This window comes from Natronomonas salina (assembly GCF_013391105.1).
GTDB lineage: Archaea > Halobacteriota > Halobacteria > Halobacteriales > Haloarculaceae > Natronomonas > Natronomonas salina.
In genome coordinates this window covers 3,318,293-3,330,996 of record NZ_CP058335.1, presented here as the reverse complement: position 1 = coordinate 3,330,996, position 12,704 = coordinate 3,318,293, and the positions used below count along the sequence as shown (strand labels likewise).

Here is a 12,704-nt window from a genome sequence, read left to right as displayed (position 1 = left end):
GGACGCAGACGGTGGTATGCGCGTCGTCTGCGCCGGCCACGTCAACTGGGACGTGACCCTCTGTGTCGACCGGTTGCCAGCGCCCGACGACGAGGCCCGGGTCCGCGAGCGGTTCGAGTCCGGCGGCGGCAGCGCCGCCAACGCCGCGGTCGCGCTGGCCGCCCTCGACGCCGACGCACGCCTGCTCGGCAGCGTCGGCCACGACGACGCCGGCCAGGAGACCCTCGAGAGCCTCCGGGAGCGCGGCGTCGAGACGCGGGTCAAGGTCGCCGACGACGAGCCGACGACGACGAAGTACGTCCTCGTCGACGACGACGGCGAGGTCGCGCTCGTCGGCAGCGACGGCGCCAACGAGGCGCTGGCCCCCGCGGACGTCTCGCCGGCCGTCCTCGACGGCGCCGACGCCCTGCACCTCACCGGCCAGCGGCCCGACACCGCCGTCAGGCTCGCCGAACTCGCCGTCGACCGCGACGTCCCCGTGAGCTTCGACCCCGGGCGGCGCCTCGGCGACCGGAACTTCGGCCCGGTCCTCGAGCGCGCGGACGTCGTCTTCGCCACCGACCGGGAGTCCGCGGGCGTCGACTTCGAGGTCCCCTGGCAGGTCACGAAACACGGCCCCGACGGCGCCACGCTCGACTGCCCCGAAGGGACCCTCGACCACCCGGGCTACGGGCTCCCGTCGGTCGACTCAACGGGGGCCGGCGACGCCTTCGCCGCCGGGTTCCTCGCCGCGTGGCTCCGGGACGCCGACCCCGAGCGGGCGCTGGCGGTCGCCAACGCCTGCGGCGCGCTCGCGGCCAGCGAGCGCGGGCCCAGGCCGCCGATCTCCTGGACGCGCGTCGAGGAGGTGCTGGCCGAGGCGTGACGCCGATCTGGGTGCCCCTGCACGTCCCCGGCGACATCCCGCCGCCGCTGGACATCCGCCTGGCGCTGGCGACGGTCGCCGGCCTGCTCGCCGCGCTGGGCGCCAGCGGCGCGATGCGCCTGCAGTCGTACGGCTACGTCCCGGCGTACGTCTCCGCCGCGGCGCTGTGGCGACGGCCCCCCGAGGCGGTCTCGCGGTCGGCGGCCGACGCGACCCACCTCGCCGTCGGGATGGCCGCCGGCCTCCTCTTCGAGAGCCTCGTCGTCGGCTACGAGCGGCTCAGGCCGGCCCTCGGCATCGACGTCGAGGTGGTCGTCGTGGGCGTGACGACGGTCTCGGAACTGCTCACCTACGCGCTCGTGGTCGGCGTCCTCTACGCCGGGTTCTCCCAGGCGGTGTTCCCCCGCTTCGGCGGCGCCGCCTACGAGACGCGGCCCGGGACGGTCCGTCGTCAGTGGGCCGTCTCGGCGGTCGTCTACGGCGTCCTCCTGTTCGTCGCGATGAAGGTCGTCTACAGCGTGCTCCTCGTATAAACGGACCGGCAGAAGCGGCCGAAACGGTCTTTTCCGACACCGCCCTCTTCGCGGGTACCGTGACCGTCGGCTACCTCTTCGACCTCGACCGCACCCTCGTCACGTACGACCCGGGAATCCCGGGCATCTTCCGGGCGGCGTGCGAGGAGGCGGGCGTCGAGCCGACCGACGAGGCCGCCGAGGCCATCGTCCCCGGCTACGTCGAGACGTTCACGGCGTTCGAGGAGAGCCCCTACGTCGGCGCCGCCCGCGCCGCTCGCGAGGCCGGCATGGACGTCGACCCGGAGGCCTTCGCGGAGGTCTACGTCGAGGCCGAACTCGAGGCGACGCGCGTCCACGACGGCGTCGCCGAACTGCTGGCGTCGCTCGACCGCGTCGGCGTCGTCACCAACGGCTACGGGCCGATCCAGCGCCGCAAACTCGCCGAGACCGGCCTCGACGAGCACGTCGACAGCGTGGTCTGCGCCGACGACGTCGAGGCGTTCAAGCCCGCCGACGCGCCGTTCGACGCCGTCGTGGAGGGGGTGGCCGCCGACGAGTACGTCATGGTCGGCGACAACGTCGACTACGACATCCGGCCCGCAGCAGAGCGCGGCTACCGGACCGTCTTCGTCGGCCCGGAGGACGACGGCGGCCTGGCGGACCACCGCATCGAGGACCCCGCGGACCTCCCGACGCTGCCCTCCATCCTGGAGTCCTGACCCGGGGCGCCGCGGGCGCCGAGCGCGGAGGTCGACCCGCACTGCTCTCGGGTCGCTTCGCTCCCCGCTCGCTGCCCCGAGGGTCTCGTTCGCTCCGACCCTCGCAATGCCGACCGACTTTTGAGGAGCGGCCGCGAGCCTCCGGACATGGCGAAACAGCCGCACCTGCTGGTCGAGGAGGGAGACCTCGCGGACGTCGCGCTCGTGCCGGGCGACCCCGGGCGCGTCGACCGCATCGCCGACCACTGCGACGACAGCGAGACCGTCGCCCAGAACCGCGAGTACAAGGTCGTCAACGCCAGCTACGAGGGAACCGACCTGACCATCTGCTCGACGGGCATCGGCTCGCCGTCGGCCGCAATCGCCCTCGAGGAGCTGGCCGCCGTCGGCGTCGAGACGTTCGTCCGCGTCGGCACCACCGGCGCGCTCCAGTCCGGCATCGAGATCGGCGACATGGTCGTCGCCACCGGCGCCGCCAAGGACGAGGGGACGACGAAGCGCTACGAGGACGTCGAGGTCCCGGCCGTGCCGGACTACGAGGTGCTCTCGTCGCTGGTCGACGCCGCCGAGAGCCGGCAGGCCCCCGTCCACGTCGGACCCATCGCCACGGACGACGCCTTCTACGCGGAAACCGACGCCTACGTCGAGGACTGGGAGGACGCCGGCCTGCTGTGCGTCGAGATGGAGGCCGCCGCGCTGTTCACCCTCGCCCGCCGGAAGGGCCTCGCCGCCGGCGCCATCTGCACCGTCGACGGCAACCTCGTCGAGGGCACCCAGAAGGGAGCGACCGACGACGACGAGCTCCCCGAGAAGGCGAAGGACAACGTCGGCCGCACGATCCGCATCGCGCTGGACGCCGTCGCGTCGCTGTAGCGGCGCCGAGGCGGCCCTCCGCCGCGTTCTCGAGGCAGGAGCCAAAATCCGGGGTATCGCCACGTTTGTACGCGCCTGCGACCATCGTCACGTATGGGCGACGACCAGCCCGACTACACGATGCGGGAGCGCGTCGGGAGCCGGTGGGACAAGGCCCGTCTCCAGGTGCTGCTCAACGCCAACCGGATGGCGCTCACCGGCGTCGTCACCGTGGGGATGTTCGTCAGTTTCCTGCTCCTCGGCGCGGCCACCCCGTTCCGGCAGTACATGCTGACGATGGGGCCGACCCGCTACATGTTCCAGGCACTCGTCGGCGCGCTCATCACCGGCGTCACGCTCGTCGTCACCATCGCCCAGCTCGTCCTCTCCCAGGAGATCGGGCCGCTGGGCGGCCAGCGCGAGCGGATGAGCGACGCCATGAGCTTCCGGGGGGACGTCGAAGAGTCGTTCGGCTCCATCAGTCCGCCAGAGCCGGAGGCGTTCCTCCAGGCGCTGATCGCCAACAGCCGCGAGAAGGCGGAGGCGTTCAGGGACGCGGTCGACGGGACCGCGAACGGCGACCTCCAGGAGGACGTCGACCAGTTCACCGACCACCTCGCCGACCACGCCGACATCGTCGTCGAGAAGCTCGACGGCAAGACCTTCGGCGAGTACGCCGTCGTCGAGGCCGCGCTCGACTACAACTACGCCGAGAAGATCTACCAGGCCCGGCGGGTTCGGGACCGCTACGGCGACGACCTCTCGGAGGACGAACGTCGCGCGCTCGTCGACCTCCTGCACGTCCTGAGCTTCTTCGGGCCGGCCCGCGAGTACATCAAGAACCTCTACTTCCAGTGGGAGCTCGTCGACCTCTCGCGGAACATCATCTACACCACCATCCCCGCGCTCGTCGTCACCGGGTCGATGGCGATCTACCTCTCGCCGTCGATGTTCCAGGGCAGCACGCTGGGGATCAGCGACCTCGTCTGGGTCACCAGCGCCGGCGTCACCGCGGGGTTCGTGCCGTTCGTCCTCCTCTCGACGTACATCCTGCGGCTCGCGACCATCGCGAAGCGCACCCTCGCGATCGGGCCGTTCATCCTGCGCGACTCGGAGCGCAGCAGCGACATCGAGTGGGAGTGATCGACAGCGGCGAACCGTTCCCCTACTCGACCGGCCGGGCGAAGACGAGCAGGAAGGACGAGCTGTCGATCCGGAGCGTGCTGTCCAGCACCCAGCCCTCGCTGGCCTTCTCGTTGAGCGTGTCGTCGAACTTGAACCGGTCGTTCCGCAGCTCGTCCGGCGAGAGGAAGATGGGCTCCACCGTGTACTCGTAGCGTTGGTCGGCCATACCGTCACTACGGTCGGCCGTCGGAAAACCCCTGTACCCGCACCCGTACCTGACGGGCCGGGACACCGCCAGCTCGCCGGCGGCGCGAGGGGGAGACCCGGAGACTGAAATACGCCGCCGCCGACTGGCCGCTATGCTCATCACGCTGGAGGGGATCGACGGGAGCGGGAAGACGACGGCCTGCGAGGCGCTGCGGGACGCCCTCCCCGAGGAGACGGTGTTCACCCGCGAACCCACCGAGTCGTGGTACGGCGAGGCGGTGAACCGCTCCATCGCCGACGACGACGCCGACCCGATGGCCGAGCTGTTCCTCTACACCGCCGACCACGCCGACCACCTCTCCCGCGTGATTCGGCCGTCCCTCGACAACGGCAGGGTCGTGATCTCCGACCGCTACTCCGACTCCCGGTACGCCTACCAGGGCGCCACGCTCGCCGACCGCCTCGAGCGTCCGATGGCCTACGTCAAGGGCGTCCACGAGCCCTTCACCCGGAAGCCCGACGCGACGCTGTACTTCGACGTGCCGCCCGAGGTGGGCGCCGAGCGCGCCGGCGCGACGAACAAGTTCGAGACCGCCGACTACCTCGAGCGGGTCGCCGAGAACTACGAGCGGCTCATCGACGCCGACCCGACCCGATTCGTCCGCATCGACGCCACGCAGTCACCCGAGGCGGTCGTCGAGGCGACCGAGCGCGTGGTCGCCGGCCTGCTGGACGACGAGTGACCCACGCGCCCGCCCGGGTGACTGAAACCGCGCTCGTACATACCGAAAGACCGACAACTCCGTCCCGGAATCCAGAGACATGGAGTTCCTCCTGCTCGCCCGCTGGCTGCTGCTCTACGCAGTCCTGGCCGCCTGCGGGCTGCCGCTCTGTGCGGCCCTCTTCCCCCGGTTCCCCCACCGCGGGGCCGCCTTCGCGGTCCCGGTGTCGCTGGCCGCGCTCACGCTCCCGCTGTACTGGCTCGGCCACCTCGCGCTCTCGTCGTGGACGTTCGCGGTCGTCGTCGGCCTGCTCGTCGGGGGCGCGGTCGTCGCCGCCACCCGCGTCGAGGTCCCGTGGCGGGCCGGCGCGGAGGCCTACCTCGTCTTCGCGGCCGGCGTCGTCGTCTACGCCCTCTACCGGGCGTCCGACCCGACGATCAACCCCGCCGGCGGCGAGAAGTTCCTCCACTTCGGGCTCTTGAACGCCGTGCTCCGCGCGGAGTCGCTGCCGCCGGAGGACATGTGGTTCGCCGGGAAGTCGGTGCGGTACTACTTCGGCGGCCACCTGATGACCGCGACGCTGGCCACCCTGACCGACACCGCGCCGCGCTACGCGTACAACCTCGCGATGTCGGGGTACTTCGGCGTGCTCGTCGCCGCGGCGTACGGGGTCGGCGGCGCCCTGGCGGCGTCCGGCGACCGGTCGCGACGGATCGGCGGCGCGCTCTCGGTCTTCTTCGTCGCCGTCGGGGGCTACGCCGTGACGGCCGTCCGGCTGTCGTGGGACCTGCTCCCGGCGGACGTCGCGCGGGCGTACGGCCGGCCCGTCTTCGGCGCGATCCGGCACCTGACCTACGAGGAGGCCCTCCGGGAGCAGACGGCCGCCGGCACCTGGGGCTGGTTCTACGACCGCTACGTCGTCGAGGGCGCGCTCACCGAGTTCCCGATGTACTCGTTCGTGAAGGCCGACCACCACGGCCACACCATCACGACGGGCTTTCTCGTCGTCGCCGCCGCGTTCGCGTACGCCTACTACCGGACCCCCGCCGACGAGCGCCGACGGCGGTTCGCCCTCGTCTTCGGCGTCGTGCCGGCCTTCGGCGGCCTGCTCGGCGTGATGAACGCCTGGGTCCTCCCCTCGGTCGTCGGCCTCGCGTGGCTCGGGCTCCTCTTCGCGCCGGCCCACCCCGCGACGATGGTCCGCGGGCCGACGCGAGAGGGGCTGACCGACGAGCTGTGGCGGGCCGCCAGCGCGACCGGGATCGCCGCGGTCGTCGGCGTGCTGGCCCTCCTGTGGGGCGCCCCCTTCCTCCTGTTCGGGACGCCGACCAACGACGGCATCGGGCTGTTCCCGCCGCGGACGCCCGCCGTCGGGTTCCTCCTGATGTACGGCGCGATGCTGGCGCTGTTCGTCGGCTACCTGCTGACGCTGGGTCGCGAGCCGGTCCGGCGGTGGGCCGCCGGCCGGCCGCGTCGAGACAACGCGATCGCGGCCGGTGCGGCCGTCGTCGCCGTCGTCGCCTTCACCGCCGCCACCGTCGCCGTCGGCTTCGCCGGCCTCTCGCTGATCGGCCTCCCGCTGCTGGCCGGCGCGCTCCTGCTGAGGCTGGACGACCGCGCGGGCTTCGAGACGGTGCTGCTCGTCGGCGGGCTCGGCCTCGTGCTGGCGATGGAGGTGGTCCACGCGAAGGTGTGGCCGCCGGACGTGATCCGCTGGAACACGACGCTGAAGGTCGCCATCCAGGCGTGGACGCTCGCCGGGCTGGCGGCCGCTGGCGTCGCCGTCCGGTGGGGCGGGTCGGCCGTCGACGCGGTCCGCGACCGGACCGACGCTCGCTCGAGCGCTCGGCGCTACGCGGCGTCCGGCGGCGTCGTCCTGCTGTGTCTCGCAGTCGTCCTCGTCAGCACGCCCTTCGCCGCGCTCGCGTTCGTCCCGCCCGTCCTCGACGGCGCCGACGAGGGGAGCCTCGACGGCCTCGCCGCCCACGAGGACCGCCGGCCGGCCGAGATGGCCGCCGTCGCCTGGCTGGACGAGCAGTCGGGGACGAAAACGGTCGTCGAGGCGCCCGGCCGGAGCACGTACCACTGGCGGAACCCGGCCTCCACGTTCACGGGCCACCCCTCGGTCGCGGGCTGGAGCCACGAGCAGGGGTACCGGGGCGTCGAACCCTACCAGCGGCGGGCCGACGACGTCGACGAGATATACGCCGGCGAGAACCGCTCGGCCCACCTCGCGGCCTACGGCGTCGACTACGTCTTCGTCGGGCCCGTCGAGCGCGAGCAGTACGGCGACGACCTGGAACCGTTCGAGGGGCCGGCCTACGAGGTCGCCTTCCGGCAGGGGGCGGTCACGGTGTACGCCGTCGACCGCGGCGAACTCGAGACCGGGTAGCCGGGGCGCCGCGACCCGATGGAAACGCCTTTCCGGGCTGGGGACCCCGACCCGGTAATGACCAGCGTCAAGGAGTTCCGCGTCTCCGAGCCCGCGGGGCCCGACGACCTCGGGCGGGGCGCCTTCGTCTTCACCGACGACTACTCGGTGTTCGACTGGGGGAAGATGCCGGATTCCATCCCCAACAAGGGGGCGTCGCTGTGCGCGATGGGCGCGGCGAACTTCGAGGCCCTCGAGGCGGCCGGCGTCCCGACCCACTACCGCGGCGTCGTCAGCGGCGGCGACGTGGTCCCCCTCGACGACGTCGTCTCCCCGCCCCGCGAGATGGCCATCGACCTGACCCAGGTGCCGGACCTGCCCCACGAGGGCCGAGAGTACGACTACGCCGCGTTCCACGAGGCGGCCGGCGAGAACTACCTCGTCCCCCTCGAGATCGTCTTCCGGAACACGGTGCCCGTCGGCTCGTCGCTCCGCTCGCGGGCCGACCCCCGGGAGTACGGCCTGGACGTCGAGACGTGGCCGGACGAGCCGGTCGACCTGCCGGAGCCCGTCGTCGAGTTCTCGACGAAGTACGAGGAGTCCGACCGCTACCTCTCGCGGGAGAACGCCGACTACATCGCGGGCGCGGCCGACGTCGACGACCTGGAGAGGGTCGCCAGAAAGGTCAACGACCTCGTCACCGAGCGGGCCGCCGACGCCGGGCTGAAACACGAGGACGGCAAGATCGAGTGCCTCTACTACGACGGCGAGATCCGGGTGGCCGACGTCGTCGGGACGTTCGACGAGAACCGCTTCTCCCACGAGGGCCAGCAGCTCTCGAAGGAGGTCGTCCGGCAGTACCACAAGCGCACCCAGCCGGAGTGGGTCGAGGCCGTCGACGCCGCGAAGGCGGAGGCGAAGGCCCAGGACGTCGCCGACTGGCGGGAGCTCTGCGAGGCCGAGCCGGCGCCGCTGGACGACCACGTCGTCGACGCGGTCCGGGACATGTACACCGCCGGCGCGAACGCCTACCTCGACCGCGAACTGTTCAGCGCGCCGCCGCTGGCCGACGCCGTGGAGACGATCCGGAACCTGTAGCCGGACCCTGGGTCCAGCCGATAGGGGGCTCCCGCTCTGGCCAGTTCGTTCCCGACTGAATCCCAGATGTTTATGGCGGGGCGAGCGCAACCCCCGACCATGATTCCGCTGCAAGCCGCCACCGACCCGATCGCGATGGGCGTCGTCGTCCTGAGCGTCGTCATGGTGTTCGTCATCCTGTTCTCGTTCATCTGGGCGTTCGGAAAAATCCGCGACGGCCCGGACCTCGAGCACGACCTGAAGGAGCCGGGTCGCCCCCGGGTCTGATCACTCCTCCTGCCGGAGGATCAGCACCATCGACAGTCCCGAGACGACGAGCAGCAGCAGCGCCGGGAGCGCGGCGTAGCGGTAGAGGCCCGCCGACTCCGCCGCCCAGATGCGCGTGACGAGCGTCTCGAAGCCGGTCGGCCGCAGCATCAGCGTCGCCGGCAGTTCCTTCATCGTCGTCAGGAAGACGAGCGCGGCGCCGGCGACGACGCCGGGGGCGATGAGCGGCAGCGTCACCGACCGGAACGTCGCCAGGGGGCCCTTGCCGAGCGTCCGGGCGGCCTCCGCGAGCGTCGGGTTCACCTGCAGGATCGAGGTGCGCGTCGAGCCGACCGCCTGCGGCATGAACCGGACGACGTAGGCGAACACGAGGACCGGGAGGGTGAGGTACAGGCCGACCTCGACGGTGCCGAACGAGATCGTGCCGTAGTGGGCGCCGAAGAAGACCAGCGCGAGCCCGACGACGATGCCGGGCACCGCGTAGCCGACGTACGTCGCCCGCTCGAACACCGAGCCGAGGCGGGTGTCGTAGCGGGCCGACAGGTAGGCGACCGGGACGGCGGCGACGGCGGCCACCAGCGCCGCGAGGCCGGCGACGAACGCCGAGTTGAACAGCCAGGACCACTGGAACGCGAAGCTCTGGCTGGCCTCCGCCTGGCCGGTGAACAGGTACCAGGTGAACAGCGCGACGGGCATGACGAGCGTGAACCCCGAGAGCAGCAGGCAGGCGCCGACGGCGGGCCACTTCCAGGCGCCGAGTTCGACCTGTCGGGTCTCGCCGGCGGTCCCCGACGTGTAGAGCGTCTCGGCGCGGCGGACCCGCGACTCGACGGCGAGGATGAAGACGGTGAGCGCGACGAGCTGCAGCGAGAGGAAGGCGGCGTAGTCGTTGTTGCCGAGGCGCTGCTCCTGGTAGATGGCGCGGGTGAACACCTCGGCCTGCAGGAACGCCGGCGTCCCGAAGTCCGAGACCGCGTACAGCGCCGCCAGCAGCGCGCCGGCGGCGATGGCCGGCCGGATCTGCGGCAAGGTCACCCGTCGAAACGTGTCCCACCAGCCGTGGTTGAGCGTGCGGGCCGCGTCGACCAGGGACTTGTCGAAGGTCTTCAGCGCCGCCCGGGTCGTGATGAACACGTAGGGGTACGTGTAGAGGGTGATGAGGAGGACGGCGCCGGGCAGCCCGAAGAGGTCGGGCAGCTCCCGGACGCCGAGGGGTTCGAGCCACCCCTGGACGATGCCGCGCGGCCGGAACATCGCGACGAAGGCGAAGGCGCCGAGCCAGCTGGGGACGGCCAGCGGCAGCGAGACGACGACGGTCCAGAACCGCCGCCCCGGGAGGTCGGTACGGACCGTCAGCACGGCCAGCGGCACCGCCAGCAGGATCGACAGCACCGTGACGCCGACCATCAGCAGGAGGCTGTTGAGGAAGATCTCGTGGGTGCGCGGCCGCAGGAGGATCTCGGTCGCGCGGCCCGTCTCGACCTCGGCCGCGCGGACGACCACCCAGGTCAGCGGGAAGACGAGCGCGGCGGCGACGGCGCCGCTCAGGAGCGTCAGACCCAGCGGCCGCTCCGGCTGGTTCTCCCTGGTGGACGCCTCGGTCATGGGTCGACGGTCCGGTCTCGGGTCGTTTAGGTCTTCCTGAACCGAGAACCGGGCGCCCTCCCGGCGGCCCGACGGCGACGAGGGACAGACGCGAGCGCGGTCGCCGGTCGGGCCCACGCGGGACGGACAGCGGGGCCGTCGCCCGGAGGACGTGACCCGGTCGAACTCCACGGTGATGCCCACGGAGCGACGAGTCGGCGGTTCGGCGGCGCGAAGCGGGTCCACGGAACCCGTCCGCGGCATCTGTTTTAGGTTGGCCTAAAACAATAAAACCATCGGTCGGCTACGACCCGTCCTCGCGGGCGACGACGTCGCCGAGCCCGTCGACGGGGCGGTCCGGCAGCAGGTCGTCCGCGGCATCCGGGAGTCCGAGCTGGTAGTCGTCGGCGTCGACGTCGTCGCGGAGCTCCGTCCGGCCGCGGTAGACGGAGACGGCGCCGTCGAGGTGGAGCCGGACGGCCTCCAGCAGCGCCTCCGCCTCCAGCGGCTGGCCGCGGCGCTCGATCTCCTCGACGTTGGCGCCCGCCGGGACGTCGAAGGCCCGCTGGGTGATGATCGGCCCCTGGTCGAGGTCGGTCGTGACGTAGTGGGCGGTGACGCCGGCGATGCGGACGCCCTCCTCGCGGGCCTGCCGGTAGGCCTCGGCGCCGGGGAAGGAGGGCAGCAGGCTCGGGTGGACGTTGATGATGCGGTCCTCGTAGCGGAAGACGACGTTCGGGCTGAGGATGCGCATGTACCGCGCCAGCACGATGAGGTCGGTGTCGTACTCGTCGAGGACCGCCAGCAGCTCCTCCTCGTCGGGGTTGCCCTTCTCGTCGCCGACGTCGTGGAAGTCGACGCCGTAGTGGTCGGCCAGCGGCTCGAGGTCGTCGTGGTTGCCGACGATGACGCTGATCTCGGCGCCGAGTTCGCCGTCGGCCCACGCCTCGAACATCGCCTCCAGGCAGTGGGACTCCTTCGTCACCAGCACCGCGATGGTCCGGGTCTCCCGGTCGGCCGGGAACCGCACCTGGATGTCCATCCCGAGGTCGTCGCCGAGGTCGGCCAGCGCCTCGCGCAGCTCGTCCTTCGTACACGACATGTCGGCGGTGTCGACGGACATCGTCATCCGGAAGACCCCCTCCCGGACCGCCTGGTCGAGGTCCTCGATGTTGATGTCGCGCTCGAACAGCAGCGTCGTCACCCGCGCGATGAGGCCCGTGTCGTCGTCCCCGACGACCGTGATTTCGGTGTACTCTCGGCTCACGGTCGATACCTCCGGGTTCGGTCGGTCGTCTCGGTCATCACTACTCGGTCCGGCGTGGGCTTCCAAAAGGGCGACGTTCTGGCGATGGGTCGCCGGAAGCGGTCCGCGACCCACACGAACGTGTATACCATGGAAAATACACAACCGTTTTCACGCACGAACACGCCTCGTCAGGTATGAGCGCCTACACCGCGACCGTCACCGTCCGGCTGAAGCGGGGCGTCCTCGACCCCGAGGCCGAGACCACCCAGCAGGCCCTCGAGCGCCTCGGGTTCGAGCTGGACGACCTCCGGTCGGCCGACCGCTTCGAGGTCGACCTCGACGCCGCCGACGCGGACGCCGCCGCCGAGCGCGCCACGGAGATGGCCGAGCGGCTGCTCGCGAACCCGACCATCCACGACTACGAGGTCGAGGTCGCCGAGGCGTAGATGACTGTCTCGATAATTCGGTTCGGCGGCTCGAACTGCGACCGCGATGCCGAGCGCGCCCTGGAGCACCTCGGCATCGACTGTGTGATCGTCTGGCACGAGGACGGCCTGCCGGCCGACACCACCGGCGTCGTCGTCCCGGGCGGCTTCTCCTACGGCGACTACCTCCGGGCCGGCGCGATGGCCGCCCGCGCGCCGATCATGGACGAGATCCGCGAGGCCGCCGCCGACGGCACGCCGGTCCTCGGCGTCTGCAACGGCGCCCAGATCGGCTCGGAGAGCGGGCTCACGCCGGGCGCGTTCACGACCAATCGCAGCGCGCGATTCCAGTGCGAGCCGGTCCACCTCCGCGTCGAGAACGCCGAGACCCCCTGGACCGCCGCCTTCGAGGCCGGCGACGTCGTCGAGGTCCCCATCGCCCACGGCGAGGGGCGCTTCGAGGTCTCCGACGACCACCTCGCGACGCTGAACGACGAGGACCGCGTGCTGTTCCGGTACTGCGACGCCGACGGGAACGTCACCGACGCGGCGAACCCGAACGGCTCGAAGGAGAACGTCGCCGGCGTCCTCGGCGAGGACGACCACGTCGCGGTGCTGATGCCCCACCCCGAGCGGGCGTCGCTGCCCGACATCGGGCCGACCGACGGGGCGCCGATCCTCGAAGGGTTCGCTCGGTAGCGCCGC

14 protein-coding genes are annotated in these 12,704 nt (G+C 71.6%); 11 read left to right on the top strand and 3 right to left on the bottom strand.

Annotated elements, in window-relative coordinates; genetic code table 11:
* The first annotated feature begins 16 nt into the window (after nt 1-16).
* The 5 genes from HWV07_RS17260 (at nt 17) to HWV07_RS17240 (ending at nt 4,094) form a co-directional block, all read left to right on the top strand.
* A complete protein-coding gene (locus tag HWV07_RS17260; protein WP_178335512.1) occupies nt 17-865 on the top strand; it encodes an ATP-dependent ribose-1-phosphate kinase in 849 nt (282 codons plus the stop codon).
* Nucleotides 862-1,398, top strand: a complete 537-nt coding sequence (locus tag HWV07_RS17255) for a hypothetical protein (RefSeq protein ID WP_178335511.1) — start codon at nt 862-864, stop codon at nt 1,396-1,398. The genes HWV07_RS17260 and HWV07_RS17255 overlap by 4 nt, the downstream gene beginning before the upstream one ends.
* Nucleotides 1,399-1,457: 59 nt before the next feature.
* On the top strand, nt 1,458-2,099 hold the full coding sequence (locus HWV07_RS17250) for an HAD family hydrolase (RefSeq protein ID WP_178335510.1): 642 nt from the start codon (nt 1,458-1,460) through the stop codon (nt 2,097-2,099).
* Between the two features lie 147 nt (nt 2,100-2,246).
* Entirely contained in the window at nt 2,247-2,972 is a 726-nt protein-coding gene (locus HWV07_RS17245) for a guanosine phosphorylase (RefSeq protein WP_178335509.1), read from the top strand.
* A gap of 93 nt (nt 2,973-3,065) precedes the next feature.
* Nucleotides 3,066-4,094 carry a DUF7972 family membrane protein gene (locus tag HWV07_RS17240; protein WP_246279789.1) on the top strand — a complete coding sequence of 343 codons (1,029 nt, stop codon included), beginning with the start codon at nt 3,066-3,068 and terminating at the stop codon, nt 4,092-4,094.
* 22 nt (nt 4,095-4,116) lie between these two features.
* Here HWV07_RS17240 and HWV07_RS17235 read toward each other — a convergent pair whose 3' ends face one another.
* Nucleotides 4,117-4,302, bottom strand: coding sequence for a DUF4177 domain-containing protein (locus HWV07_RS17235; RefSeq protein WP_178335508.1), 186 nt, complete (start codon nt 4,300-4,302; stop codon nt 4,117-4,119).
* A gap of 133 nt (nt 4,303-4,435) precedes the next feature.
* On the opposite strand from HWV07_RS17235, the gene tmk reads away from it, so the two are divergent.
* The 4 genes from tmk to HWV07_RS17215 all read left to right on the top strand — a co-directional run bounded on the left by tmk (nt 4,436) and on the right by HWV07_RS17215 (nt 8,741).
* Nucleotides 4,436-5,026, top strand: coding sequence for a dTMP kinase (gene tmk, locus HWV07_RS17230; protein ID WP_178335507.1), 591 nt, complete (start codon nt 4,436-4,438; stop codon nt 5,024-5,026).
* Nucleotides 5,027-5,105: 79 nt separating this feature from the next.
* Entirely contained in the window at nt 5,106-7,397 is a 2,292-nt protein-coding gene (locus HWV07_RS17225; protein ID WP_178335506.1) for a DUF2298 domain-containing protein, read from the top strand.
* Between the two features lie 57 nt (nt 7,398-7,454).
* Nucleotides 7,455-8,474 carry a phosphoribosylaminoimidazolesuccinocarboxamide synthase gene (locus HWV07_RS17220; protein WP_178335505.1) on the top strand — a complete coding sequence of 340 codons (1,020 nt, stop codon included), beginning with the start codon at nt 7,455-7,457 and terminating at the stop codon, nt 8,472-8,474.
* A gap of 99 nt (nt 8,475-8,573) precedes the next feature.
* A complete protein-coding gene (locus tag HWV07_RS17215; protein ID WP_178335504.1) occupies nt 8,574-8,741 on the top strand; it encodes a hypothetical protein in 168 nt (55 codons plus the stop codon).
* Here HWV07_RS17215 and HWV07_RS17210 read toward each other — a convergent pair whose 3' ends face one another.
* Both HWV07_RS17210 and HWV07_RS17205 read right to left on the bottom strand, forming a co-directional pair.
* Nucleotides 8,742-10,346, bottom strand: coding sequence for an ABC transporter permease (locus tag HWV07_RS17210; protein ID WP_178335503.1), 1,605 nt, complete (start codon nt 10,344-10,346; stop codon nt 8,742-8,744).
* A gap of 283 nt (nt 10,347-10,629) precedes the next feature.
* Nucleotides 10,630-11,592, bottom strand: a complete 963-nt coding sequence (locus tag HWV07_RS17205) for a formyltetrahydrofolate deformylase (RefSeq protein ID WP_178335502.1) — start codon at nt 11,590-11,592, stop codon at nt 10,630-10,632.
* Nucleotides 11,593-11,768: 176 nt separating this feature from the next.
* On the opposite strand from HWV07_RS17205, the gene purS reads away from it, so the two are divergent.
* Both purS and purQ read left to right on the top strand, forming a co-directional pair.
* Nucleotides 11,769-12,020 (top strand): phosphoribosylformylglycinamidine synthase subunit PurS, encoded by a 252-nt coding sequence (gene purS, locus HWV07_RS17200; protein ID WP_178335501.1) that lies wholly within the window; start codon nt 11,769-11,771, stop codon nt 12,018-12,020.
* Complete coding sequence (gene purQ, locus HWV07_RS17195) at nt 12,021-12,698, top strand: phosphoribosylformylglycinamidine synthase I (protein WP_178335500.1); 678 nt, start codon at nt 12,021-12,023, stop codon at nt 12,696-12,698.
* Nucleotides 12,699-12,704: the final 6 nt, after the last annotated feature.